This is a genomic window from Nocardia sp. N2S4-5 (genome assembly GCF_044628355.1).
GTDB classification, from domain to species: Bacteria; Actinomycetota; Actinomycetes; order Mycobacteriales; family Mycobacteriaceae; genus Nocardia; species Nocardia wallacei_B.
Genome location: NZ_JBIUPM010000001.1, coordinates 866181 through 890851, shown reverse-complemented (window position 1 = coordinate 890851; position 24671 = coordinate 866181). Strand labels below are relative to the sequence as shown.

General features: G+C 70.9%; 22 protein-coding genes and 1 pseudogene. 8 read left to right on the top strand and 15 right to left on the bottom strand.

Features of this window, described 5'->3' with window-relative positions:
- Nucleotides 1-37: 37 nt before the first annotated feature.
- A pseudogene (locus tag ACFMRZ_RS04010) lies at nucleotides 38-645 on the bottom strand (hypothetical protein).
- A 103-nt stretch (nucleotides 646-748) separates the two neighbouring features.
- Between ACFMRZ_RS04010 and ACFMRZ_RS04005 the strand changes: the two are divergent.
- Entirely contained in the window at nucleotides 749-1390 is a 642-nt protein-coding gene (locus ACFMRZ_RS04005; protein WP_400177959.1) for a TIGR03085 family metal-binding protein, read from the top strand.
- Nucleotides 1391-1392: 2 nt separating this feature from the next.
- Here the strand turns inward: ACFMRZ_RS04005 and ACFMRZ_RS04000 are convergent, their stop codons facing one another.
- On the bottom strand, nucleotides 1393-2874 hold the full coding sequence (locus tag ACFMRZ_RS04000) for an SDR family oxidoreductase (protein ID WP_400177958.1): 1482 nt from the start codon (nucleotides 2872-2874) through the stop codon (nucleotides 1393-1395).
- Nucleotides 2875-3070: 196 nt separating this feature from the next.
- Here ACFMRZ_RS04000 and ACFMRZ_RS03995 point away from each other — a divergent pair, with 196 nt between their 5' ends.
- From ACFMRZ_RS03995 to ACFMRZ_RS03985, 3 genes are read left to right on the top strand one after another with little or no spacing between them, the layout of a single operon-like run.
- Nucleotides 3071-4114, top strand: a complete 1044-nt coding sequence (locus ACFMRZ_RS03995; RefSeq protein WP_400182761.1) for a polyprenyl synthetase family protein — start codon at nucleotides 3071-3073, stop codon at nucleotides 4112-4114.
- Between the two features lie 13 nt (nucleotides 4115-4127).
- Nucleotides 4128-5645: a phytoene desaturase family protein gene (crtI, locus tag ACFMRZ_RS03990; protein ID WP_400177957.1), complete on the top strand. Its 1518-nt coding sequence runs from the start codon at nucleotides 4128-4130 to the stop codon at nucleotides 5643-5645.
- A gap of 10 nt (nucleotides 5646-5655) precedes the next feature.
- Nucleotides 5656-6570: a phytoene/squalene synthase family protein gene (locus ACFMRZ_RS03985; protein WP_400177956.1), complete on the top strand. Its 915-nt coding sequence runs from the start codon at nucleotides 5656-5658 to the stop codon at nucleotides 6568-6570.
- A 30-nt stretch (nucleotides 6571-6600) separates the two neighbouring features.
- Here the strand turns inward: ACFMRZ_RS03985 and proP are convergent, their stop codons facing one another.
- On the bottom strand, nucleotides 6601-8124 hold the full coding sequence (gene proP / locus ACFMRZ_RS03980) for a glycine betaine/L-proline transporter ProP (RefSeq protein WP_400177955.1): 1524 nt from the start codon (nucleotides 8122-8124) through the stop codon (nucleotides 6601-6603).
- Between the two features lie 137 nt (nucleotides 8125-8261).
- Here proP and ACFMRZ_RS03975 point away from each other — a divergent pair, with 137 nt between their 5' ends.
- On the top strand, nucleotides 8262-9233 hold the full coding sequence (locus ACFMRZ_RS03975; protein ID WP_400177954.1) for an ADP-ribosylglycohydrolase family protein: 972 nt from the start codon (nucleotides 8262-8264) through the stop codon (nucleotides 9231-9233).
- A gap of 260 nt (nucleotides 9234-9493) precedes the next feature.
- Nucleotides 9494-10123: a DUF5753 domain-containing protein gene (locus ACFMRZ_RS03970; RefSeq protein WP_400177953.1), complete on the top strand. Its 630-nt coding sequence runs from the start codon at nucleotides 9494-9496 to the stop codon at nucleotides 10121-10123.
- On the opposite strand, the gene ACFMRZ_RS03965 is transcribed toward ACFMRZ_RS03970, so the two are convergent.
- Nucleotides 10113-10376, bottom strand: coding sequence for a hypothetical protein (locus tag ACFMRZ_RS03965; RefSeq protein ID WP_280273053.1), 264 nt, complete (start codon nucleotides 10374-10376; stop codon nucleotides 10113-10115). The genes ACFMRZ_RS03970 and ACFMRZ_RS03965 overlap by 11 nt on opposite strands.
- 600 nt (nucleotides 10377-10976) lie before the next feature.
- On the opposite strand from ACFMRZ_RS03965, the gene ACFMRZ_RS03960 reads away from it, so the two are divergent.
- Nucleotides 10977-11315, top strand: coding sequence for a hypothetical protein (locus ACFMRZ_RS03960; RefSeq protein WP_400177952.1), 339 nt, complete (start codon nucleotides 10977-10979; stop codon nucleotides 11313-11315).
- Here ACFMRZ_RS03960 and ACFMRZ_RS03955 read toward each other — a convergent pair.
- From ACFMRZ_RS03955 to ACFMRZ_RS03925, 7 genes are all read right to left on the bottom strand, one after another.
- Nucleotides 11285-12163, bottom strand: coding sequence for a 3-hydroxyacyl-CoA dehydrogenase family protein (locus ACFMRZ_RS03955; RefSeq protein WP_400177951.1), 879 nt, complete (start codon nucleotides 12161-12163; stop codon nucleotides 11285-11287). The genes ACFMRZ_RS03960 and ACFMRZ_RS03955 overlap by 31 nt on opposite strands.
- 125 nt (nucleotides 12164-12288) lie before the next feature.
- A complete protein-coding gene (locus ACFMRZ_RS03950) occupies nucleotides 12289-14118 on the bottom strand; it encodes a non-ribosomal peptide synthetase (RefSeq protein ID WP_400177950.1) in 1830 nt (609 codons plus the stop codon).
- Nucleotides 14115-15134 (bottom strand): HAD-IIIC family phosphatase, encoded by a 1020-nt coding sequence (locus ACFMRZ_RS03945; protein WP_400177949.1) that lies wholly within the window; start codon nucleotides 15132-15134, stop codon nucleotides 14115-14117. Before ACFMRZ_RS03945 ends, ACFMRZ_RS03950 begins: the two co-directional genes overlap by 4 nt.
- Nucleotides 15131-16228 (bottom strand): acyl-CoA dehydrogenase family protein, encoded by a 1098-nt coding sequence (locus ACFMRZ_RS03940; RefSeq protein WP_400177948.1) that lies wholly within the window; start codon nucleotides 16226-16228, stop codon nucleotides 15131-15133. Before ACFMRZ_RS03940 ends, ACFMRZ_RS03945 begins: the two co-directional genes overlap by 4 nt.
- The gene (locus tag ACFMRZ_RS03935; RefSeq protein WP_280274460.1) at nucleotides 16225-16515 is read right to left on the bottom strand and encodes an acyl carrier protein; all 291 of its coding nucleotides are present in this window, start codon (nucleotides 16513-16515) and stop codon (nucleotides 16225-16227) included. Before ACFMRZ_RS03935 ends, ACFMRZ_RS03940 begins: the two co-directional genes overlap by 4 nt.
- A 145-nt stretch (nucleotides 16516-16660) precedes the next feature.
- Entirely contained in the window at nucleotides 16661-18070 is a 1410-nt protein-coding gene (locus tag ACFMRZ_RS03930) for a glyceraldehyde-3-phosphate dehydrogenase (protein ID WP_400182760.1), read from the bottom strand.
- 168 nt (nucleotides 18071-18238) lie between these two features.
- Nucleotides 18239-18859, bottom strand: a complete 621-nt coding sequence (locus tag ACFMRZ_RS03925; protein ID WP_280274458.1) for a hypothetical protein — start codon at nucleotides 18857-18859, stop codon at nucleotides 18239-18241.
- 158 nt (nucleotides 18860-19017) lie between these two features.
- Here ACFMRZ_RS03925 and ACFMRZ_RS03920 point away from each other — a divergent pair, with 158 nt between their 5' ends.
- The gene (locus tag ACFMRZ_RS03920) at nucleotides 19018-19611 is read left to right on the top strand and encodes a TetR family transcriptional regulator (RefSeq protein WP_280274457.1); all 594 of its coding nucleotides are present in this window, start codon (nucleotides 19018-19020) and stop codon (nucleotides 19609-19611) included.
- Between the two features lie 3 nt (nucleotides 19612-19614).
- Here the strand turns inward: ACFMRZ_RS03920 and ACFMRZ_RS03915 are convergent, their stop codons facing one another.
- From ACFMRZ_RS03915 to ACFMRZ_RS03900, 4 genes are all read right to left on the bottom strand, one after another.
- Nucleotides 19615-22323 carry an ATP-binding protein gene (locus ACFMRZ_RS03915; RefSeq protein WP_400177947.1) on the bottom strand — a complete coding sequence of 903 codons (2709 nt, stop codon included), beginning with the start codon at nucleotides 22321-22323 and terminating at the stop codon, nucleotides 19615-19617.
- A gap of 65 nt (nucleotides 22324-22388) precedes the next feature.
- Entirely contained in the window at nucleotides 22389-22838 is a 450-nt protein-coding gene (locus ACFMRZ_RS03910; protein WP_400177946.1) for a hypothetical protein, read from the bottom strand.
- 115 nt (nucleotides 22839-22953) lie between these two features.
- A complete protein-coding gene (locus ACFMRZ_RS03905; protein ID WP_400177945.1) occupies nucleotides 22954-23967 on the bottom strand; it encodes an NADP-dependent oxidoreductase in 1014 nt (337 codons plus the stop codon).
- Between the two features lie 10 nt (nucleotides 23968-23977).
- Complete coding sequence (locus ACFMRZ_RS03900; RefSeq protein WP_400177944.1) at nucleotides 23978-24601, bottom strand: TetR/AcrR family transcriptional regulator; 624 nt, start codon at nucleotides 24599-24601, stop codon at nucleotides 23978-23980.
- Nucleotides 24602-24671: the final 70 nt, after the last annotated feature.

The window sequence follows — 24671 nt, the reverse complement described above, 5'->3', positions numbered from 1 at the left end:
ACCCGCGTATTCCCTGGTAAACATCCGCGCGGGACGCTCAGCAGGCGCGTGCCGCCGCGCGCAGCAGACGCAGCACGGCCCGTTCGACACCGGCCTGCCGCTCGTCGTCGGTGCGGGCGCGCCGCGCCCGGCGCACGGCGGCCTCGATCGTCTCGCCGCGCTCCCACGCCTCGATCACCCGCGGATCGACATAGGAATTGCGGGCCACCGTGGGAGTGTTGCCGAGCGCCTCGGCAACCTCGGTCATGACCTCCCGCACGGCGCTGTTGCGGCGACGCTGGGAGTTCGGGCACTCGGTCGCGGCGAACGCGGCGGCGGCCAGCACCGTCGCCTGCCAGGTGCGGAAGTCCTTGGCGCTGTGCTCGTTTCCGACCAATTCCTTGAACCGCGCGTTGATGTCGTCGGAATGCAGCTCGCGCAACCGGCCACCGTCGCGATACACCAGTAGCCGCCCGCTGGGAGAGCGCATTGGGGTGCGGGCAGATCCACACCTTCCGCCAGGCGGGCGGAATCGCGAGATCCTTGATGCGCCCGGTGGTTTCGGCGTCATCGACCGGCGTCCCGTCGTCGTCCACATAGGAAGCCCCGGCCGCGCCGCACCCGGCGCACGCCGTGGCCGTACGGTGCACTGCGCCGCAATCGCATCGGACCACTCCTCTCGTCGCAGGTCGGGTGATACCCCGAGAGATCGTGTCCATGCGACTGGATCCGCGGCCCCACGCCGGGCGGCAACCGCTATACTCCGCGCATGGCAGGCCCGTTCTTCGACGCGGCCGAGCGCGAACACCTGGCCGACCTCCTCGACCGGCTCGGTCCCGATGCGCCGACCCTCCTCGCGCCGTGGACGACTCACGATCTCGCCGCGCATCTCGTACTCCGCGAGCGCGATTCCCTCGCCGGACCCGGGCTCGTCCTCCCGGGCCCGTGGGAACGCTTCGCCGAGCGGCGCCGGAAAAGGCTGGCGCGCAGGGATTTCCGGTCCCTCGTGGCGATGTTCCGGTCGGAGCCGCCGCGTGGTTTCTTCCGCATCGACTGGGTGCGGCGGGTTCCCAGCCTCAACGAGTTCTTCGTCCACCACGAGGATGTCCGCCGCGCCAACGGCCGCGGGCCGCGCGCCAACCCGCCGGCGATGGATGCGGCGTTGTGGCACAACGCAAGTAGCGCGCCGTGGTTCCTCGCGCGCCGCCTGCGCGGCGCGGGCCTGGTGCTGGAGTGGACCGGCACGCCGGAAACCGTCCGGGCGCGGCGCGGCGAGCCCACGGCCCGTATCGCGGGAGCACCGGGCGAGATCCTGCTTTACCTCTTCGGCCGCCGCCGCGTCGCGCAGGTGGAGGTGACCGGCCCGGCCGAGGCGGTCGACGCCGTCCGCCGCACCCGCTTCGGCATGTGAGGCTATCGCCCCGTCGCAGCTGGTCCGGAGCGGGCGGGCGCTTCGGCGGTGGCGGTGATGTTGCGAGCCATACCGCCGAAGATAACGGCGTGGAAGGGCGCGATGGCCTTCCAGTAGAGGTGTCCGGCCAAGCCGTGCGGCTGGAACAGCGCACGCTGGCGGTAACGCGCCCCGCTACCCGCCGGTTCGACCGACAGTTCCAGCCACGCCCGGCCGGGCAGCAGCATCTCGGCGCGCAGTCGCAGTAGTCGGGGGCGGTCGACTCGTTCCACTCGCCACCAATCCAGGGCATCGCCCTCCCGGAGGCGATCCGGGTCGCGCCGGCCGCGCAGCAGCCCCACGCCGCCGACGAGACGGTCGATCCAACCGCGCAGCGACCACGCGAGCGGGAACGAATACCATCCATTCTCGCCACCGATCGCCTCGATCACCGCCCACACCGTTCGGGCATCGGCGCGCGTATCTCGTTCGCGCACATCCTGATACATCGACCCGCCCGACCACTCGGGATCGGTCGGCAGCGGATCCGCCGCTGCCTCCGGCAGGTTCGCGTCCGACCACCGGGTCGGTACGTCGACGTCGCGAATGCGCCGCAGCGCCAGTTCCACTGCCCGGCGGTACGGCGTCGGTCCCGGGGGCGGATCCGGAATGTATTGCGCGATCCGGTGATCCGCGCAGACCACGTCGTTGACGAGCGACTCCATCAGCGGCACCGCGATCGACCGTGGCACCGGCGTGACCAGGTTCACCCACTGCGCGGACAGCCACGGGGTCAGCACCGGGACGGGAACGATCAACCGACGCGGTAGGCCGGCCACGGCTGCGTAGCCGCGCATCATCCCCGCGTAGGTCAGCACGTCCGGGCCGCCGATGTCGAAGTTGCCCTCGAACCGCCCGGCCACCTCCGCGGCACGGGTCAGGTAGTAGAGCACGTCACGCACGGCGATCGGCTGAATGGCGTTGCGCACCCAGCGCGGTGTCACCATCGCCGGCAGCCGCTCGGTGAGGTAGCGCAGCATCTCGAAACTGGCCGAACCCGAACCGATGATCACCGCCGCGCGGAGCACCACTGCCGGCACCGGCCCGGCCGACAGCACCCGTCCGACCTCGGCTCGGGAGGCCAGGTGCCGCGACAGCCGCTGGTCGGGCGGCACGATCCCGCCCAGGTACACGATCCGCCGCACCCCGGCCTCCGCCGCAGCCCGCGCCACCGACTCCGCCGCCTCGCGATCGACTGTGTCGAAGTCCGACCGCGTGAGCGAGTGCACCAGGTAGTAGACAACCTCCTGCCCGGCCATCGCGCGCCGTACGTCGGCGGCGACCGTGATATCGCCGCGCACGATCTCGACCTGGACACGCCACGGCACTTCGTCCAGTTTGCCGGGGCTGCGCACGAGCACGCGGACGGTGTGCCCGGCGGCCAGTAGTTCGGGGACCAGGCGACCGCCGATATAGCCCGTCGCGCCGAAGACCACGCACTTCATGGCACATCACCTTTCCTCGATCCGCCCGGCTCGATGCATCATTTATGCATCGTTTCATGTAGCCTGAGGCTACCCGCACCACCAGACCGTTTCCGCGATCCGAGGAGCCTTCGTGAGTGTCGCCGGCTTCCGTCCCGACCGGACTGCCTGTCCCGCAGGCGATCTCGCACACGAGCCGCCCGACACCACACCCTCGGTGTATCGATGGCGCAGCGCGGTACGCGCCGGGGTCCTCGCCGAACTGGAGACGTTCCTGAACCGGCACCACATCGCCCCCATCCACGGCATCGCCGTCGACGACATCGCGCGGCAATACGTCGGCCGCGGAAAGTGTCTGCGCTCCACCTTCATGTACCTGGGCTGGCTGTGCGGCGCCGACGCCGACGCGGCCGCCTTGCGCGCCGCCGCCGGGCTGGAACTGCTGCACGCGTTCGCACTGGTACAGGACGACGTCATGGACGAGGCGCAGTTGCGGCGCGGCGAACCGGCCGCCCATGTGCGCTTCGCCGCCCGGCATCGGCGCGCGGCGCTGCCCGGGAACGCGTCCCGTTTCGGCGAGTCCGCCGCCACGCTGGTGGGCGACATCTGTCTCGTATGGGCGGAGAAGATGTTGCGCGACAGCGGAATCGGCCGCGCCGCCCTGGACCGGGTGTGGCCTCGATACGACGCTATGCGAGTGGAGCTGGCGGTCGGGCAGTTCGCCGACCTGCTCAACGATGCCCGCGCCGAACCCGGCCTCGGCGCGGTGCTGGCCGTAGCGCGGGCGAAGTCGGGCAACTACACCGTGCGCCGGCCGCTGGAGATGGGCGCCGCCATGGCGGGGTGTGACGAGCCGACGCGCACGGCGCTGGGCCGCTACGGACGCGCGGTGGGCGAGGCGTTCCAACTCCGCGACGACCTTCTCGGCGCGTTCGGCGCCGCGGAGGTGACGGGTAAGCCCGGCGATACCGACCTGGGACAGCACAAAGCCAGCACGGTGGTCGTCGCCGCGCTCGAGCTGGCCGACACTGTGGCCCGACGGGAATTGACCGCCCTGCTGGCCACACCGCAACCGGGCGATGCCGAGATCGCCCGGCTGCGCGCGCTCCTCGTCGCCACCGGCGCGCGCGAGCACATCGAGGAGATGATCGGCGACCGTACCGCCGAGGCGTGGCGCCTCGTCGCCGCCGCCCGCCTGCCCGAGCCGCAGCGCCACCTGCTCGACGGCATGGCCCGGGTCTGTGCCGCCCGCGAGAACTGAGCGAAGGAGCGCGATGCGCACGACCACCGGTCGCACCGATCATGTCGTCGTAGTCGGAGCCGGACTGGCCGGTCTGTCCACCGCGCTGCATTTGGCCGGCCGTGGCCGTGCGGTCACGGTGGTCGAACGAGAGGCGGTGCCCGGCGGCCGAGCCGGGCGCGCGGGTATCGGCGGCTACCGTCTCGACACCGGTCCGACGGTGCTGACGATGCCGGATCTGATCGAGGAGGTATTCGCCGCCGTCGGTGCGCGAATGCGGGACCGCCTGACGCTGGACCCCGTCGATCCGGCGTACCACGCCCATTTCGCCGACGGTCGACAGCTGGAGGTGCATGCCGACCGCGATCGCATGGCCGCCGCGGTCACGGATTTCGCGGGCAGCGCCGAGGCGGCTGGTTATCTGCGGTTGCGGGAGTGGCTGACCCGGCTCTACCGCGTGGAATTCGACCATTTCATCGCCAGGAACTTCGATTCGCCGCTGTCGATGCTGACACCCGCACTCGCCCGGCTGGTCGCGCTGGGCGGCTTCCGGCGCTGGGATCGAGCCGTGTCCGCCCACCTCACCGACCCGAGCCTGCGTCGCGTTTTCACCTTTCAGTCGCTGTACGCGGGGGTCGCGCCGAAGCAGGCGATGGCGGCCTACGCGGTGATCGCGTACATGGACACGGTCAGCGGCGTCTACTTCCCGCGCGGAGGCATGCGCGCACTCCCCGACGCCTTGGCCGACGCGGCCCAAGGCGCCGGGGTCCGCTTCCGGTACCGGACCGCGGTCACCGGTCTGGACCGCCGCGGGTCTCGCGTTCATGCGGTCGACACCGAGGCGGGCGAACGGATCGCCTGCGACGCGGTGGTGCTGACGACAGACCTGCCCGACTCCTACCGACTGCTGGCGCACCGGTCGCGGCGCCCGCTGCGGCTGACGGCCGCGCCCTCGGCGGTGGTCCTGCACGTCGGCTGTGCGAGTACCCCTGGCACAGCGCACCATTCGTTGCTGTTCGGACGGGCGTGGGACGAGACGTTCGGTGACCTCGTCCGGGACGGACGTGTGATGAGGGACCCGTCGCTGCTGGTAACCCGCGCGACCGCCGGGGATCCGGCGCTGGCCCCGCCAGGCCGGGACCTACTGTACGTGCTGGCGCCGACACCGAACCTCGTTCGCGGACCGATCAATTGGGACAGGTTCGGGGCAAGCTACGCCGAGGAGGTGCTGGCAACCGTCCGCGACCGGCTCCCCGGCGCGCTGTCGGAGGCGGAGCTGCTACGCGTCACGACACCGGCGGACTGGGCACGCCTCGGCATGCCGGCCGGAAGCCCGTTCGCTCTCGCTCACACCTTCGCCCAGACCGGGCCGTTCCGGCCCGCCAACCTGATTCGCGGTCTGGACAACGTGGTGCTCGCCGGCGGCTCCACCGTGCCGGGCGTCGGCATCCCGCCCGTCCTGATCTCCGGACGGCTGGCCGCCGATCGGATCACCGGTCGCAGGCCTGCCGCCGCCATGGCCGCCTCGTCCCTGCCCGCTCCCGCCCGTTGAACGGAAGTCCATGCCCAGCAACGCATCTGTGCTCGACCACACGGATCGGCGGCTACGCCGTTCCTACCGCGCCTGCCGCACGCTCAATGCCCGCCACGGCAGAACGTTCTTCCTGGCGACCCGGTTACTGGCGCCCGACCAGCGGCCCGCCGTGCACGCGCTGTACGGGTTCGCCCGCCGCGCCGACGACATCCTCGACGAGATCACCCCGACCGCCGGCCCCGACGACCGCGCTGCCCGACTGGAGACACTCGCCGGACATTTCCGCACCCGCACCGCCGACGCCGACCCGGTGCTGCCCGCCGTCCTGCACACCGCACGAGCCTTTCACATTCCCGACGCGCTGTTCGACTCGTTCCTCGCCTCTATGCGCATGGACCTGACGGTCACCGACTATCCCGGCCGCGACGCGCTCGACCGGTATATATACGGCTCAGCGGAGGTGATCGGCTTGCAGGTGCTGCCGGTGCTGGGCACCGTGGCACCGGCCGAGGAGGCCGCCCCCTACGCCGGGGCCCTCGGAAAGGCGTTCCAGCTCACCAACTTTCTGCGCGACGTGAACGAGGACCTCGCCCGCGACCGGGTCTACCTGCCCGCCGACGAACTGGCCGGACACGGCGTGGACCGGGACCTGCTGCACTGGTGCCAGGCACGTCGGCGTACCGATCCGCGAGTCCGCCGCGCCCTCGCCGACCAGCACGCGCGCACCCGCGAGATCTATACCTACGCCGGCAGGGGAATCGACCTGCTCGCACCCCGGTCCCGGCCGTGTGTGTCCGCGGCGCTCACGCTCTATTCCGAGATCCTCGATCGTATCGAGGATCTCGACTTCGACATTTTCGTCCATCGCGCCCGCGTGGGTATTTCCCGGCGCGCGGCCGTCGGAGTCCGCGAGTTCGTCCGGTCACGGCGGGTCAGATCGTAATTACTCTGCCGCGCAATCCTTCTCGGGGCGCTATCGATCACCGTTGGCACGCAGTTCCGCGAGGGCCAATTCGGAGGTGTCCACGAGTTCCCGCGCCTCTTCGTCGGTGCCGACCATCGGCTGCGAGCCCTTCAGCGGCAGCAGCGACGATTCTCGCAAGAACAGTGCGGCCACCATGCCGATGAGACCGGAGCCGATCAAGTAGTAGGCGGGCACCATCAGATCACCCGTGCTGTTCACCAACGCGGCGTTGACCAGTGGGGTGGTGCCGCCGAACGCCGAGACCGCGATATTGAACGAGATCCCCATGGCGCCGTAGCGGACCGCGGTCGGGAACAGCGCGGGCAGCGTGGCAGCGCTCGGTCCGGCGAAGCCCGCCAGCAACGCCGCCAGCAGCAACGTGCCCGCCAGGGGCAGCGCCCAGCCGTCCTGCCGGATCAGCACGAAACACGGGTAGGCCAGCAGCACCTGGGCCACGGCCGCGACCAGGAACACCGGGCGGCGCCCGAAGCGGTCGCTGGCCCGGCCCACGAAGGTGATCAGCAGGACCACCAACCCCATCGCGCCGAGCACCAGCAGGTCGGAGTGGGTGGCGGACCGGTGCAGCGATTCGGTCATATAGGTCGGCAGATAGGCCGTGACCATGTAATTGGTGACGTTGTAGAGCAGTACCAGCCCGATGCAGATCAGCATGGCCCGCCAGTGCCGAGTGAAGATCACCGCGATCTCGCCCAGCCGGCTGCTGCCGCTCTCCTGTTCGGCCAGCTCACGGTCGTGGGCGTCCAACTGCTCCTGATAGGCCGGCGTGTCCTCCAGTTTCAGCCGGACATACAGGCCGATGACGCCGATCGGCCCGGCGATCAGGAACGGCAGTCGCCACGCCCATGCCTCCAGCGTCTCCTCGCCGAGGGTGGCGGTCAGCAGGGTGACGATCCCCGACCCGGCGGCATAGCCGACGAAGGTGCCGAAATCGAGCCAGCTGCCGAGGAATCCGCGCCGGCGGTCCGGCGAGTATTCGGCGATGAACGTGGTGGCCCCGCCGTATTCGCCGCCGGTGGAGAAGCCCTGCACCATGCGGCACACCAACAGCAGGATCGGCGCGGCGATGCCGATCGTGTCGTAACCGGGGATGAAGCCGATCGCGAAGGTGCTGGCTGCCATCATCAGCATGGTGGTGGCCAGCACCTTCTGACGGCCGATCCGGTCACCCAGCGGGCCGAAGTACAGCCCGCCGAGCGGGCGGACCAGGAACGCCGCGGCGAAGGTCGTGAACGAGGCCAGCACCTGCACGCCCGCACCGACCTCGGGGAAGAACACCTTCCCGATGACAACCGCGAGATAGCTGTAGACGCCGAAGTCGAACCACTCCATACAATTTCCGAGCGCGGCGGCGACCACGGCGCGTTTCAGCATGCCCGCGTCGACCACCGTGATGTCCCGCAGCGCCAGCGGCCGGCCCCGGCGGCGCAACCGGCGCACGGCGTCCAACCGCACGTGACGAGGCAAGTCCTGTAAGACCTCACGTGCCGACCGGCGTCCGCTGCCCTGTTCCATCGCCGCGCTCCCTGTTCCGGACGGATCGTGCTCTGCCGCTACCAGCATCGAATCGTAGGTGTGCTGCGCGTTTGCCTGGCGCAGGCGCACCCGACACGCAGGAGCATTCGGCGGGTGACTGGCTACGATCGGTCGCGATGCACACCGATCTGATGTTCGATTCGCTGGACGGGCTGTCCGCGGGAGACGCACTCGGCGCGGAGTTCCCGATCCTGCGCCGCACGCTCGCCGAAATCCGCGCCGGCGATCTCGGGGACCGGCAGTGGCGGTGGACCGACGACACCCAGATGGCCTGCACCGTCGTCGCCGAACTGCACCTGCGTGGCGGGATCGACCCGGATCGGCTCGCCGCCGCGTTCGCCGCGCGCTTCGAGGCCCACCGCGACTACGGCTTCTTCACCGTCGACACCCTGCGGCGGATCCGGGAGGGCGTGCACTGGCGGGAGGCGGCCGGAGCCGCCTACGACCATCAGGGTTCCTGCGGCAACGGCGCGGCCATGCGGGTCGCTCCGCTCGGCGCGTATTACGCCGGTGACCCGGAAACGATTGCGGCCGAAGCGGTCCGGTCGGCGCAGGTGACGCACATGCATCCGGAAGGGGTGCGCGGCGCGGTCGCGGTGGCGCTCGCCGCCGGCGTGGCCGCCCGAGCCCGCCTCGACGGCACGCGGCCGGACCCCGCCGAGTTCATCACCACGGTCCTCGGCCATCTCGACGACGGCGAGACGACCCGATCCATCCGCCACGCCCGCACTCTGCTCGGGACCTCCGCCGAGCAGGCCGCAGACGAACTCGGCAACGGCTCCCGGGTCACCGCGCAGGACACGGTGCCGTTCGCGATCTGGGTCGCCGCAACGCATCTGGCCGATTACCCGGCCGCGATCAGCACCTGTATCGCGGCCGACGGCGATATCGACACCACCAGCGCCATCGTCGGCGGGATCGTCGGCGCCCACACCGGTACCCGCTCCGGCGCGATCGCCGGCGTGCCGGGGCCCTGGCTCGACGCCCGGGAACCGATGCCCGCCTGGCTCGACGCGGCCCGGCGGACGCGGCCGCGCACATCGGCCCGGCCGGGCCGCCTGCGGCGGTGGCTGTCCGGCGCGCCGTAGCGGTGGCCGGCCGACGGCCGTGCCGTGTCGGTACGGACGTTTCGGTCGGATCGTGATCTCCTCGAGACCTTCTCGGCCGCGCGAGATGACAGGCTATTCCCGAGCGTCGGGTTCGGCGTTCGCACCGAACGCGGCCGCGACCACCCGGTTCCGCACGTCAGGGCCGATCGCCGCGCACCGGGAGATCGGGTGATCGGCGGTACGGCTGTGGCAGGCTCGGCGACGTGGCTACCTGACCGATGCGAAAGGGTCGGTGATCGATGAGCAGTGCCTTCGCCTTCGCGCAGAACGAAGGCGAGCCGGAGGACGATCTCGCATCGCGCTGGCTCGACACCTATCTCGACCTCGAGCGCTCCGCCTCGCTCATCCGCTGCTACGCACCCGGCATGATTCCCGGTCTGCTCCAGACAGCGGAGTACACGGAGGAGTTCCTCGCGATGGCCGACCCGGACCACTCCGGCGGTCCGCACCCTCGCCTCGCCGAGCTGGAACAGCGCAAACAGATTCTGGCACGGCCGAATCCGCCGCGCCTGTGGATGGTGCTCGAACAGGCCGCGCTGCGCCGCCAGCTCGGCAGCCACCAGGCCTGGCGAGAGCAGCTCGACCATCTGGCCCGCGTCGCCGCCCGGCCCGGCTTCAGCGTGCAGATCATGCCCGACCACGCCGCCGGGCCGATCATCAGCACGATCCCGTTCACCGTCTTCCGTTTCGCCGCCACCCATCGCGGCGACATCGTGCACGTCCCCCACGCCACGGGCGCCGCGTTCCTCGAGGGCCGCCGCGACATCGACGCTTACCACGAGATCTGGAATCGCCTGTGTATCAACGCGCTCGGTCCCGAACGAACCAGCGACATCGTCGCGGCGGCGGCCGCGGGGGCTACTCTCTGACGGCCGGAACCGCGGTCGGCGCAGCGCAATCGGCGAACGGATAGCACGAGGGCGCCGGATCGAGCAGCCGCGTCGTGCTCACCCCCGTGGTGGTGGAGGTGTCGTGCCGCTCCCCCGGAAACAACAGGAGCACGGTCAGCATCGCCAGCACGGCCAGCGCCATCATGAACGCGAACGCCACGATCGCGCGCGGCACCGTGTCCCGGCCGACCGGCACCAGCACCGGCACGACGATATTCCGCCCTGTATTCATTCCGACTCCCACGTTCTGAGGATTCCGGGTTCGAGCCACACTTCGGGGAATTGATTTCGAGGACTCGCCGCTCATTTCCATCGATTCCGCTCGGGCCCGGATCCGGTGCGGCGCACCGGGATACGAACGTCGTAAGAATGCGGCGAAATGTCCGGGAACAGCGGGACCGGCAGCTCGATTCCCCGTATTCGAACCCCTTGTGCACGCGGTGCGTGCAGAATCGATCACGGCGTCGACAGCCCGCCGAACTCGCGGATAAACTGGCTTCCCAGTGTGATCGAGGGGTTTTCTCCCGGGAGAACAAGTGGTTCGCATGACCAACGTCCCGCACGCCACCAGGTGCGCGCGCCGGGTGGCGCGTGAGGTCAAGTCCGCCGGCGGATCGGATCAGGACGCCGCCGCGGCCATACACCGGCACTGCGGGATGTCGCTGCTGCGGGGCCACCGAATCGCCCGGGGATACACCCTGGTGGAGGCGGTCGAGGCGCTCGAGGAGGTGCTGGCGGCGGGCGGTACGCCCAGCGCCGGCCCGAGCCATCAACGTCTGTCGCAGTGGGAGCAGGGACGAGACGTGCCGTCACCGCGCTACCTGGACGCCCTGTGCAGGTCGTCTTCGGCGGCAAACGAGAACTCTCTTCGGGGCAATTGGTTCCGGCCGCGCCACCCGGCGCCCGGCTGCCCGGACGGAAGAAGATGCGGCGGCGGAGATACCGCGAGGAATGGTCTTTCGGAATGTTGTGCAGCTCCGACGAACTCGGATGGACCGCGGGCGGACCCGACGAGGTCGTGGTGCTGGATCCGAATTTCACCACGCCTCCGCTCCGTGCCGGGCAATCGCTGGATTTCGTTACCGATCTCCCGATTCTGCGGGATGAGCGGCGGAACGAAGCCGTCGCGGCGATGGCCGACTATGTCGAGTTCGGGCCGCTGTCACGATAATCGTGAAATCCCTGTCCGGTCTTGCGGCCGAAATGCCCGGCGTCGAGGAGTGCGGCGAGCGCGGGTGGAATCCGGTAATGCGTCTCGCCGGTCTCCTCCCGCAGCACCTCGAGGGTGTCGGCGACGTTGTCCAGGCCGATGAGATCGGCGGTGCGTAGCGGGCCCATCCGGTGTCCGAGGCATTGCTCGAACAGGGCGTCGACGGTCTCGGCGGTCGTGCCGGTGCCGAGGGTGGCGGCGGCCTCCGCGATGGACAGCATCAGCACCCGGTTGAGGACGAAGCCGGGCCGGTCGCCGACGACGATCGCTTCCTTGCCGAGCGCCGTGACCAGGGCGGTGGCGCGGGCCAAGGCGAGTGGCGCGGTCCGCTCGCCGCGCACCACCTCCACCGCGGTCGTCAACGGCGCCGGGTTCATGAAGTGCAGGCCCAGCACGCGGTCCGGTCGCCCGGTCGCGGCGGCCAGGCGCGCGATCGGGATGGCGGAGGTGCAGGACGCGAAGACGGCGTCCGCGCGGCAGTGCCGGTCCAGTTCGCCGAACAGCTTCTCCTTCAACGGAATCCGCTCGGTGGCGCATTCGATGACGAAATCGACCTCGCCCAGCTCATCGATCCGCCGCACCCACCGCACCCGCCCGGTGGCACCGGCGGCGGTGCGCCGGTCGCCGCGCCCCAGCAGCAGCGCCAGGCGCACGGCGTCGGCCAGGCCGCGGCGGGCGCGTCCGGCGGCGTCGCCGTCGGGCTCGACCACCTCGACCTCGTACCCGGCCTGCGCCAGGCATTGCGCGATACCGGCGCCCATGGTGCCCGCGCCGATCACCGCCACGACCCGAATGCCGTCCCCGCTCATCGGGGCGTCCCGTTGCCGGTCACCGTACCTTCCTCGCCCTCACTCATCGCATTATCGTTCCCGCGCACCGGTTTTCCCCGCGCTCACGGCCGTCGTCGCTTGCGGTACGCACGGACACAACGTCCTCACACCTCGAAGACCAGCGGCGCGAGCGTTGCCGCCGCGGCGACTGCGGGGGCATGCGGCGCGAGCGCTCCCGCCTGCGCGGACACGGTGTCGAGGTCGAACAGCATGCCCACCGAGATCGCGCCCGGCCACCGGGCCTCCAGGCGCAGATGCAGCGCCACCACGCGATGGGAGTTGCCACCGACATCGAAAAACCGGTCGTCACGGTCGAATTCGTCGTGCGCGAGTACCTCGGACCAGATCTCGCCGACCGCCCGCTCACTGTCGGTCCAGCGTTCCCGGGACGGCCCGGGGCGGCGCTCGGAGGCGGCGCTCAGCAGCGCCCGCAGCGCCGCCTCGTCCAATTTGCTGCTACCCGCCGCGATCGGCAGGGCGTCGATCGTCACGAATCGTTCCGGAACCGCTTCCGCCGCAAGGTGTTCGGCGCAGTACTCGGTCAGCGCGGCGATCGACGGCGCGGGACCGTCGGCCGGTATCCAGAACGCGGCCAGATACACCGCGCCCTCGGCGTCGGCCGCGTCCAGCACGACGGTCTCGCGCACGGCCGGATGCCGCTCCAGCACGGCCTCGACGGCGGCGCGTTCGACCCGCACCCCGCGCACCTTTACCTGACTGTCGGCCCGGCCGTGGAACTCGATGTCGCCGTGGGCATCTACGCGCGCCAGGTCTCCGGTGCGGTACATCCGGCCGCCCGGCTCGGACGAGAACGGGTCGGCCACGAACCGGGTCGCGGTCGGTCCGGGTTGCGCCGCGTATCCGTCGGCGATCTGCGCGCCGCCCAGATACAGGTCACCGCGGGTGCCTTGGTGCGCGGGTCGCAGTGCGCCGTCGAGGATGTGGGCCGTCGTGCCGTCGGTCGGCGTCCCGATCGGCACCACGCTCCCGGGCGCCTCCGGCACGAGGTGGCAGATACAGGTGACAGTCGCCTCGGTGGGTCCGTACTCGTTGTGCAGCCGGGCCCCGGGCAGCGTCGCGCGATGCTGCTCGACCAGGCTCGCGGAGACAGGCTCCCCGCAGACCGTGACCATCCGCAGCGTCGGCCGCAGCCCGATTAGGCGCGGCAGCAGCAGCCGGTAGTACGACGGCGTCGCCACGAAATGCGAAACGCCGTGCCGGACAGCGAGTTCGGCGACCGCGTCGACATCGGGGAGCATCCGGGCGTCGGGCAGCACGCTCGTCCCGCCGACGACGAGCGCCCAGGCGAGCGCCGCGAGGGAGCCGTCCCAGATCAGGCGCATGGCGGCGAAGGTGACGAGCGCGCCGTCGGTATGCTCGAACGGCCGCGAGCCGATCATGGCGGCGAGATTGGCCCGCGACACGACGACCGCCTTGGGGTCGCCCGTCGAACCGGAGGTGGTGATCACGTACGCGGGCGCCCGTGCGGGCGGCGGAGGCGGCAGCGCCACGTCCGGCGGCTCGGCGTCGTCACCGACCTCGAGCACCACCGGCGCGGTGGTTGTCCCGGCCAGCAGTGCCGTCACCTCGCCGGGGACGGTGAACGGGTCGCGCCCGTCGACGAGCACCGCGGTGCACCTCGCGGCGTCCACCACCGCACGCACCGCCGCCGCCGGGCGGCCCGGCTCGACCACGCACCAGGCCGCGCCCGCACGCAGCGCCGCGATCATGCCGATCAGGGTGTCGAGGCTCTGCCGCTGCCACACCATGACCGCCTGCCCGGGCCGTACCCCCGCGGCGACCAGGCGGCGCGCGAGAACCGCTGTGGCCGTGTCGAGTTCGCCGAAGGTGAGCGACCGGTCACCGACCACGAGGGCGGTGCGGCCGGGCACCCGCCCGGCTTGGCGGAGAATTCCCTCCAGCAGGTCGGTCATCGAACCACCTCGACATGGCCGGTGCCGCCGATCTCCTCGGGTCCGGCGGCGCAGGCGAGCAGAATGCGGTCGCCCGCGGACTCGACCACCCCGAAACCGGCGAAACGCAGGGTCACCAGCATCACCCGATTCACCGGTGTCGCCACGAATTCCGCGGCGGGACGGCGATCTGCGGCCCGGGCGCGCCGCACTACCTCGCGAATCAGCGCCGTACCGACCCCCCGCGACATCACCCGGCAGGACATGAGCAGCAGGACCAGCACCGAGTCCGTGCCGCGCAGTTCCGAGACCGCCAGCCCGATGGTGCCGTAGCCGCCGAACCGGTCCCGCAGCGAGGCCACCAGCACCTCGTGCCGCGGGGAGGCGCACATCTCGCGCAGTTCGCCGATGTCGAAGGTGATGCCGGTGGTGTTGAGCTGATGCGTGCGCACGGTCAGTTCGTGGGCGCGCACCAGATCTTCCTCGGACGCCGGGCGCACGGTCATGACCAGGTCGAGCGAGGCGAGGAAGGCGCTGTCGGGGCCGGTGAATTCGGCCTCCCCGATCCGGCGCGCGTGCTCGGCGCGATAGTACGACCGGCGGTGCCGAGCCTCCGGCGAGATCGCGGCGGGCGTGAACTCCGGCAGCTGCGGCAGCTCGGCGATGCGGTCGGCCGGATAGCAGCGGACCTCCGGATACGAGCCCGCCACCTCCGCCAGTTCGACCGGATCGTTGTCGACGAACGCCATCGATTCGCGGCCGATGCGCAGCGATTCGGCGATGCGGCGGATCGCCTCCGACTTCGGGCCCCAGCCCACCTCGACCGCCGAGAACATGTCCTCGAGCCCGTGCCGGCGCAAATGCGCGGTGGCCGCCGACGTTTCGCCGCGGCTGGCGACGGCGTGCAGGATGCCGCGCTCGTCGAGGACCCGGATCGCGTGCAGCGCTTCGGGTTTCGGCTCACCGCCGTCGGCTTCCAGCACGACGCCGGGCCACACCGTGTCATCGAGGTCCCAGACCAGGCATTTCACCGTCACCACGCGCCACCCCGCAGCACTCGTTCCCCGATGGCCACCTCGGCGACCTCCTGTGCTCCCTCGATGATCTGCATGACCTTGGCGTCGCGGTAGAACCGGCCGGCGCGGCTGTCGGGCGCGCAGCCGGCCGCGCCGAGGACCTGCACCGCCTGCTCGCTCACCGCGGCCGCGGCACGCGCCGCCGCGTATTTGGCGGCGATGGTCGCGACGATCGATTCCGGCGATCCGGCGCCGCGTGCGACGGCCGCGCGCTCGCACAGTGCCTGCGCGCCCGCGACTTCCACCCAGCAGCGGCCGAGAGTGGCGCGGATCAGCTGATGGTCGGCGAGGGCGGCGCCGCCTTGGACGCGGCCGGCGGCGTGCCCGGCGGCATCGGCCAGGCAGGCCCGCGCGAGCCCGACGCAGCCCCACGCCACGGTGAACCGGCCGTGATCCAGCGCGGTGCCGACGACGTGGGAGAGGCCGAATCCCGGCGGCGCGATGAGTTGCGCGGCGGGTATCCGGACCCGGTCGAAGCGCAGGTGCGCCACGCGAGCGCCCCGCAGGCCCAGTTGATCCCGTACCGGCTCCACCGACACGCCGGGGCGGTCGCGGTCCACAAGCGCGGCGCACAGCCCGCCCGCCGCGCGGCCCAGGACCAGGAACACGTCGGCGGCCTGCCCGAATGTCACCCACAGTTTGTGCCCGGACACCAGCCGGTCGGTGCCGTCGGGCTCGAAAGTCGTTGCGACGGCGGACAGCTCGGTCCCCGCACCGGCTTCCGTCGCCGCCAGCGCCGCGATCAGACCGCCGCCGGTGAGCCGGGGCAGCCAGTCGGCGCGCTGGTCGGCGGTGCCCCAGCGGTCCACCGCCGCGGCGACCATGGTGTGCACCGTGACCAGCGAGCGCAGGTTCGTGCAGTATTCGCCGAGCGTCGCGGCCAAGCGGCCGAGTTCGTGCGCGTCGAGGCCGCCCCCGCCGAACTCGGCCGGGCGGTCCGCGCCCAGCAGCCCGGAACCGCCTGCCAGCGTGAGGATCTCGTCGGGCACACCGTCGCGGTCCCACCGGGCTGCGTCGGTCTCGGCGGCTGCTAACACCTTGTCGACGTCGATCACGGCTGCCCGGTCCCGGACCGCTTGCGTTCGACGAACGCCGCCGCGCGGGCCGCGGTGCGGAAGTTGCCGAGATCGAGATCCTCGACCTCGACCGTGATGCCGTAGGTCTGCTCCACGTGCACCACGATCTCCAGCGCCCGCAGCGAATTGACCAGTCCCAGCGCGAAAATGTCGTCGTCGGCGGTCAATTCGACCGACGCGATCGAGCCGAAGTACGAAAGCAGTTCCGCCACCGGCCCCGCGCGGTGTTCCGCCGTCGGCTGCACGTGTTCCGCGACCACCCTCACCTCTCCAGCCTCGTCTCGGCGGCGAGTAGCCTGTGCCGTCGCCCGCAGATCACCACAACACGGGCGGTGATCACCGGCAAGACCCGGTTTCCACGGGCTGACGGCACGGCGGCTCCCGCGCTACCGGCCGATTCGGGCGAAGGATTTACCGCGCGTCGGCGGCGGTGAGCGCGCGGTCCAGTCGCGGGTAGATCGGGTACTCGATGCCCGAGATGTATTGCACGGTCCGCACCACCTGGCACGAATAGCCGAATTCGTTGTCGTACCAGACGTACAGGATCGCGGTGTCGCCCTCGACGATCGTGGCATTGGCGTCGATGATCGACGCCGCGCGCGATCCGATGAAATCGCTGGAGACCGCGTCCGTGGCGGCGGTGTAATCGAGGTTGCGGCTCAACGGCCCGGCGAGCGAAACGCCGCGAAGATACTCCAGCACATCGCTTTTCGTCGTCTCCCGTTCGAGTTGCAGATTCAGGATCGCGACCGAGACATCGGGGGTGGGAACGCGAATCGAATTGCCGGTGATTCTGGCCTTGAAGTCCGGCATCGCCTTCGCGACCGCCGACGCGGCGCCGGTTTCGGTGAGCACCAGGTTGAACGGCGCGGACCGCCCGCGGCGGTCGGCCTTGTGATAGTTGTCCAGCAGGTTCTGGTCGTTGGTGAACGAGTGCACCGTTTCCACGTGGCCGCGCACGATGCCGTATTCGTCGTCCATGGCCTTGAGCGGCGGCACGATCGCGTTGGTCGTGCACGAGGCGCACGAGAAGATTCGCTGCGACAGATCCAGGTCGCGATGATTGACGCCGTGCACGATATTCGGCACGTCGCCCTTGCCCGGCGCGGTGAGCACGACCTTCGCGATGCCCGGGCGCAGATGCTGCGACAATCCTTCGCGGTCACGCCATTTGCCGGTGTTGTCGATCAAAATGGCGTCGGCTATCCCGTATTCGGTGTAGTCGACCGCCGACGGATCGTCGCTGTAAATGAACTTGATGACGTTCCCGTTGGCGATGATCGTGTCGTTGCCGGTGTCGACCTTGATGGTGCCGTTGAACTGTCCGTGCACCGAGTCGCGGCGCAACAGCGACGCGCGTTTCACCAGATCGCCGTCGCCGCCCCGGCGCACCACCACGGCGCGCAGATTCAGCCCGTTGCCCGAACCGACCTTCTCGATCAGCAACCGCGCGACCAGCCGCCCGATGCGGCCGAAGCCGTACAGCACGACATCCCGCGGGCCCGGTGACCGCGCTTTGTTGCCATTGGTCACCTCGGTGAGAACCTGCTCGGCGAATTCGCGGACCGACAATCCGCGCGTATCGGCGCGATAGGCGGTGACGAGCTGGCCGAGGTCGATCTTGCACGGCCCCAGATCCAGTTCGCTCAGCGCGCGCAGGAAGGGCAGCGTTTCGTCCACCGACAATTCCTCGCCCTCGATCTGGCGGGCGAAGCGGTGCGTCCGCAGAATGCTGATCACCGATTTGTTCACCAGCGACCGGCTGTGCAACAGAATCGTCACGCCCTTCGCCCGATACAACGTGCCGATGAGGGGAATCATCGCCTCCGCGGCGGCTTCCTGGGCGTTCCAGCGGTCAAGGTGTTCGGTAGTCAAGGCAGGTCCTCGGATTCCTCGATGGGGTCGCAGCACCGATGCTAATCAGGGCCGAGATATCACCGAGACCGCGTACCCACCGGTGAGGACGCGGCGGGCGCGCGGACCGAACCGTCAGGAGGCGGGCCGCAGATCCGCGCCGGGCGAGGGACCGGTGGGCAGACCGGAACGCAGGAAACTCTCCGTCGCGCCGGTGACCGTCGGCGTGCCCGCGGCGGTCAGGGCATGCGCCTTGAAGGCGCGCGCGGCGACGCTGAGCGTGTGCAGGACCGGAGTGGCGTCGTGGGCGGGGCCCGGCGGCCAGCCGTCGCCCCACAGTACGACCTCGGTTGCCTTGTGCCCCAACGCGTTCAGCAGACCGCGCCGAGTGCGCGAGTCGTGCGTGCACAGATCGGCGGCGACCGCCAGCGCCTGCGGGAGGCGGCCACCGCCGCGGGCGGCGAGCACCGGCTCCAGTTCCAGCATCTCGGCGCCGAGGATGCGCAGCGGGCGCGCGTCGCGGCCGTGCACGACGAGCACCGTGACCTCCCAGCCCGCCACCGCCCGGTCGAACAGCCAGCCGCCGGCGTGCTCGATGACGTCCACGATGTCGGTGGCGACCACGTCGAGCCGGTAGCGCGCCGGGCGCGGGCGAGGTAGCGGTTCGATACCCGGTAGCCGGTGCACGCGGCCCAGGCCGGTCCCCTCGAGACCGCGTGCGTAGAAATCGGCCGTGTGCATGCTGTCGTCAGCCACGATGCGGACGTCCCTTCCCGGCGGGAGCCGCCGGGGCTGTACTACTCGGGCGACCTGGGCCGGTTGGCAAAGCTTCGAGTACCTTCTTGCACTCGCCGGAGAATTTAATACTCTGTTTTACACTTGTCAATTTTCTCACAGCTGTCTATCTTGAAGCCATGGCGTCCGAGTCTTCGCAGGTCACGGCCGTCGGCGACCGCCGTGTGCAACGCACCCGCGCGGCTCTGCTGGCCGCCGCGGTGCGGCTGGTATCCGAACGCGGCACGACATCGATCGCGGTCACCGACCTCGCCGATGCGGCGGGCGTCAGCAGGCAGGTGGTGTATCTGCAGTTCGGTGACCGCGATTCGCTGCTCGCCGCGGCCGCGATGGATCTGGCCGAGCGCGAGCTGTATCCGCTGTTCCCCGATCTCGGCATCGACACGTTGCGGGCCCGGGTACTGGCGGCCGCCCGGCATCTGGCCGGGTACCACCGCTTCTATCGGGCGCTGGTCACCGGTTCGTGCAATTTCGCCCTCCGTACCGCCGCCATCCGATCCTTCGAGCAGTTGCACCGCCAGACCCCGGTGCCGATCCTGGACACCCTGCCCCCGCCGGACGCGGCGATCGCCGGAACCTTCGTGGTCGGCGGGGTCATGGCGGTCATCGACGACTGGCTGCTCGCCGACCGCGAGCGCGAACCCGACCCCCTGGTCCTCACCGACCGCCTGCTGGCGCTGGCCGTCACCTTCACCGGATTGCGGCGCGGCTGACCGTCACAGGGCGAGCCGGGCGAGCTCGGTGCGCTTGGTGACACCGAGTTTCGGATAGGCGCGGTACAGGTGGTGGCCGACCGTGCGGGGACTGAGGAACAGCTGGGCGGCGATGTCGCGGTTGCTGAGCCCGGCGGCCGCCAACCGGACGACCTGGAGTTCCTGGGGTGTGAGCCGGGCGGTCGGATCGTGGTCGTGGGGCCGGGCGACCGGCCGATCGCCCAGGGCGGCCAGTTCGGCGCGCGCCCGCTCGGCCCAGCCCGCGGCGCCCAGCCGTTCGAAGGCGTGCAGGGCCGCGGTCAGCCGAGCCTGGGCGTCCGTGCGGCGGCGTTGGCGGCGCAGCCACTCGCCGTACAGCAGTGCGGTGCGGGCGTGGTCGTACGGGCAGTCGTCCTCGTCGTGGCGCAGTAGCGCTGCGCGGTAATGGGTTTCGGGGTCGGCGGACAGCAGGGCCCGGCAGCGGTGGACCAGGGCGGCCGCGGCGGGCTGCCCGGTGTGCTCGGCCCAGTCGGTCAGGGTGTCCAGATAGCGTGCCGCGCAGGCGGTCCGGCCGCTGCGCACGGCCGCTTCGACGTGATCGGGAACAGCGCGGACGAGGAAGTCGCGGCGGGCCGGGCCGGCGCACACCGCGTCCAGGTGGTCGGCGGCGGCCTCGAACCGTCCGGCGCCGAGTTCGAGCAGGCCCAGCGCCCAGGTGGCCAGGGCGGCATTGGTGGGGTGGCGAGTCCGGTTGCGCAGCATGGTTTCCGCGTGGGTACGGCATGCGGCGGCATCTCCGGCGACGGCGGCCAGCCATGCCGGAATGGCGCTCATGGTCATCGTCTTGGTGTCCTGGCCGAGATCCGCGGACACCGACAGGGCCTCGGTCACCGCGGCCTCGGCGTCGCGGAACCGGCCGCGTAGCAGCAGCGCGATGGCGAGCGGTTCCTGCGCGTAGGGCAGCCAGCCCAGCGCGCCGGATCGGCGGGCGTCGGCGACCAGGCCGGTCAGTATCTCGATCGCGGCGCAATCGTCGACGATCAGCGCCAGGTAGCCCGCCAGCACCAGCTCCACCCGGCCGACCGAGCGGCCCTCCCGCGCGGCGGCGACGAACGCGCGCATGTCGGTGTAGCCCGCGGCGGCGTCTCCGTCGAAAAGCACTGCCAGCCCTGTCATTCCGTCGACCACCGGGCGTAGCTCGGAGCCGGGTTCGAGAGGGACGGCGGCGAGCAACCGGGCGGCGGCCCGCACCAGGTCGTGCGCGCCGCCGTCCTTGGCGCACCCGATCGCGTCGGTCAGCATCGAGACAGCTTGCGCCGGTAGCGTTTCCACGATCGGCGCGGCGCCCCGCACCATCAGCTCGGCGGCCGCCGCGGGCGATTCGCGTTCGTAGGCGAGCTGCGCCCGTATCCAGGTGGCCTCGGCGAGCGCGTCCGCGCTGCTGGTGAGATCGGCCGCGGCCGTGGCACAGCCGGTGGCGCGGTCGAGTTCACCGGCGTCGTAGGCCGCGCGGGCGGCGCCGACCAGGCGGCGGCCGCGGCGGTCCGGGTCGGCGCTCAGCTCGGCGCTGCGTTCGAGCGCGAGCGCCACGGCCGAGGATCCGCCGCGCCGCTGGGCTCGCCGCGCGGCCGTTTCCAGTGCGGCCGCGGCGATTTCGTCCGGTCCGGTGGCGGCCGCGGCCAGATGCCAGGCCCGGCGATCGGCGTACGGCCGCTCGGTGAGGGTGTCGGCGAGGGCTCGGTGGGCGGCGAGTCGCCAGCCGCGGGGTGCGCCCTGGTAGGCGGCGGCGCGAATGAGCGGATGCCGGAACGCGATTGCGCGGGCGGACAATTCGAGCAAGGTGGCGCGCTCGGCCGGTTCGAGGTCGGCGGCGGTCAGTCCGAGCCGTTCCCCGGCGCGCACGACGACCGCCGGGTCGGCCGTGTCGTCGGCCGCGACGAGCACCAGCATCCGCTGTGCGGCATCGGGCAGTTCGCCGATCCGGGCGCGGAAGGCGTCCTGCACCTGCCGCGCCACGGGCAACGGTTCGACGGGCAGCGACCAGCCCCCGCCGCCGCGGCCGGTCAGCGCGGCGGTGAATTCGATGATGGCGAGCGGGTTTCCGCGTGCCTCGGCGAGAATCCGCGCCCGCATCGGATCGGCGAGATCGTGGGCGCGCCGGTCGAGCAGGGCCGTCGCACCCGCACGGTCCAGAGCGGGCAACGCCAGCGTGTCCAGCCCGGCCGCAGGGAAGTGCCCCGCGCCCTCGCGCACGGCGAACAGCACGGCCACCGGTTCCTGCCCGAGCCGGCGGGCGGCGAACAGCAGGGCGTCCAGCGACGCCGGATCGAACCAGTGGGCATCGTCGATCAGGCAGGCCACCGGTCCGTCCCCGGCCAGCTCGGACAGCAGCGACAGGGTGGCGGCGCCGATCAGGAACCGCCCGCCGCCGCTCTCGCCGAGACCGAAGGCCGCGCGCAGTGCCCGCGCCTGCGGTTCCGGCAGGGCCTCGACACGATCGAGACAGGAATGCAGCAGCAGATGCAGACCGGCGAAGGGCACCGACACCTCGGATTCGATGCCCACGCCGCGCAGCACCCGCATGCCGACGGCCACCCGCGCCGCGTGGTCGAGCAGCACCGTCTTCCCGATTCCCGCGTCGCCGCGGAGCACCAGCGCTCCCCCGGTCCCGTCGCGGGCGGCGGCCAGCAGCCGGTCGATCCGCGCCAGCTCCTCCGCACGCCCGAGCACCACAGGAGAACAGTAACAATCCGGTTCGGGGCCACCACTGCTCGCAGGCGTGCGGCCGGGACCGTTCGCTACCGGGCGGGTTGTCCCGGCGCGACGCGGATCGAGGTGCTCTCGTAACCGCCGCCGCCCGGGTACACCCAGGCGCCGCTCAGCACGTCCCCGGTCGCGTCGAACGTGGATCGCAGATAGGCCGGGGAGCCCTTCTCGCCGCACCAGATGGTGAGCACGTCGCCCTCCACCTCGTACACGTAGTCGAGGGTGTCGCCCTTGTTGCCGTAGAAGCGGCTCTTGATGTCGGCGCTCGGTGCGTCCGCCCCGTAGGGCCGCTCGCGCCCGATCACCTCGATGCCCTCGATCCGCTCCCCGTACTGCTCCAGTTCGACGTCCTGGATCAGGAAGTGCCCGCCGGTCATCCAGCGGTAGGTGACGACGCCCTCGGCGCCGCCGGTGACCTTCCAGGTGCCGACGAGCCGATTCAGCGCGGCGAGCTGCGGATCCTGGTGCGGGTGTGCGGTCATCTCCGGTCATCTCCTCTGCCCGGCCGCCGCGTGGTCGCGGCGGCTCTCACGAACACGAAGGTATGGCCGGGCCTATCAGTACCCGCATCGGTCGACATACTGGTGTCGGCGGCGGTCACACCTCGACCAGTTGCTTGCCCAGGTTGCCGCCCTCGAACAGCGAGCGCAGGGCGCCCGGGGCGGATTCCAGTCCGGCGCCGACGGTTTCGGCGACGGTCAGTTCGCCCTGCCGGTACCAGCCGAGCAGGGCCGCGAAGGCTTCGGGGAATCGGTCGAGGTAGTCGAGGAAGATGAAGCCCTCCATGCGGGCCCGCCGCAGCGCGATCTGCATATAGTTGCGTGGCCCACGAGGCGGGTCGACGCCGCGGTATCCCGACGACACGGCCCCCGCCAGCACGATCCGGGCGCGGGACGCGAGGTGCGCGAGGCCGTGTTCGAGAATGTCGCCGCCCACACCGTCGAAGAACACGTCCACGCCCTCCGGGGCCAGGTCACGCAGGCGGGCGTCGATATCGTCGCCGCGGTAGTCGATCGCGGCGTCGAAACCGGCCGTACCGGTGAGCCAGGAGCATTTCGCCGGACCGCCCGCGATGCCGATCACCTTGCAGCCCAGCGCTTTCGCGATCTGACCGGCCAGCGAACCGGTCGCGCCCGCCGCCGCCGACACCAGCACCGTCTGCCCGGATTCCGCGCGGCCGACATCCACCATGCCGAAGTAGGCGGTCAGTCCCGGCGCGCCGAAGACGCTGAGCATCAGCTTCGGCGGCACCCCCTCGGGGACGGCGTTCACACCGAACAGCCCACCCTCGGCGGCGACGACGTAGTCCTGCCAGCCCACCATTCCGGCGACCCAGCTGCCCACGGGGAGCGCCGCCGCGTCGGAGGAAACGACCTGTCCGACACCGCCGCCGCGCATCACCTCGCCCAGCGGCACGGCATCGATGTAGTTCTCGGCGTCGTTCAGCCAGCCGCGCTGGGTCGGATCGATGCTCAGCCATCGCACCCGGACCAGTGCCTCACCCGGGCCCGGGACGGGAATCGGGTTGTGCCGCAGCTCGAAATCCTCGTCGCGCACCGGCCCGTCCGGTCGGCGGCGCAGGATCCACTGCCTGTTGACCTCGTTCGTCACCGGGCCGATGCTAGACGGCGTTCGACGCGGTGCCGACTCGATTTCGCTCCCGGAGTCCGTCGAGAACTATCCGCAGATTGCGGCTCCACTGATCCTCGGCGCTGCGCAGGCCGAGGGTGTGCGCGTCGGTCGAGACGCCCGCGAGCAGGAAAGCCACGTCCTCCCAGGTGATGTCGGCGCGCAGCGCGCCGGCGCGCTGCGCGGCCGCCACGAGAGTCCTGATCCGCGTACGTATTTCAGCCAGCAGGCGATCCAGCCCCGGAATGCCCGCGCCGCCCAGCGCCTCGTTCGCGCCACAGCTCTCGGCGCGCAGCCGCACGTACACGCGGGCGAAGTCCACGAACCCGCGCCACGGGTCGGGGTCCGCGATCGCACGGTCGGCCGTCGCGATCGTCTCCCCCAGCACCTCTTCCAGAACCACCTGCAGCAGCGCCTCCCGCGAGGGGATCCGCCGATAGAAGGTGCCCTTGCCGACTCCCGCGCGCTGGGCGATCTCCTGCGCGGTGACCTCGACACCGACCTCGGCCAGCGCGGACCGCGCCGCCACGACCAGGCGTTCGAGATTCCGGCGGGCGTCGGCGCGCGGGCCCGTCCCGGGCTCGGCGGCGAGTAGTCGATCGACGGCGCTGGTCACGCCCGCCAGCTTAGCAACTGGACTCATCGAGTCCGCTTCGGTATAAACGGACTCGTAAGGTCCGTTTATA

Coding starts and splice junctions, on each gene's coding strand:
- ACFMRZ_RS03970 (WP_400177953.1), top strand. CDS start 9,494: ATGAGCAGTGCCTTCGCCTTCGCGCAGAACGAAGGCGAGCCGGAGGAC.
- ACFMRZ_RS03920 (WP_280274457.1), top strand. CDS start 19,018: ATGGCGTCCGAGTCTTCGCAGGTCACGGCCGTCGGCGACCGCCGTGTG.
- ACFMRZ_RS03985 (WP_400177956.1), top strand. CDS start 5,656: ATGCCCAGCAACGCATCTGTGCTCGACCACACGGATCGGCGGCTACGC.
- ACFMRZ_RS03955 (WP_400177951.1), bottom strand. CDS start 12,163: ATGAGCGGGGACGGCATTCGGGTCGTGGCGGTGATCGGCGCGGGCACC.
- ACFMRZ_RS03950 (WP_400177950.1), bottom strand. CDS start 14,118: ATGACCGACCTGCTGGAGGGAATTCTCCGCCAAGCCGGGCGGGTGCCC.
- ACFMRZ_RS04000 (WP_400177958.1), bottom strand. CDS start 2,874: ATGAAGTGCGTGGTCTTCGGCGCGACGGGCTATATCGGCGGTCGCCTG.
- proP (WP_400177955.1), bottom strand. CDS start 8,124: ATGGAACAGGGCAGCGGACGCCGGTCGGCACGTGAGGTCTTACAGGAC.
- ACFMRZ_RS03975 (WP_400177954.1), top strand. CDS start 8,262: ATGCACACCGATCTGATGTTCGATTCGCTGGACGGGCTGTCCGCGGGA.
- ACFMRZ_RS04005 (WP_400177959.1), top strand. CDS start 749: ATGGCAGGCCCGTTCTTCGACGCGGCCGAGCGCGAACACCTGGCCGAC.
- ACFMRZ_RS03965 (WP_280273053.1), bottom strand. CDS start 10,376: ATGAATACAGGGCGGAATATCGTCGTGCCGGTGCTGGTGCCGGTCGGC.
- ACFMRZ_RS03930 (WP_400182760.1), bottom strand. CDS start 18,070: ATGATTCCCCTCATCGGCACGTTGTATCGGGCGAAGGGCGTGACGATT.
- crtI (WP_400177957.1), top strand. CDS start 4,128: ATGCGCACGACCACCGGTCGCACCGATCATGTCGTCGTAGTCGGAGCC.
- ACFMRZ_RS03910 (WP_400177946.1), bottom strand. CDS start 22,838: ATGACCGCACACCCGCACCAGGATCCGCAGCTCGCCGCGCTGAATCGG.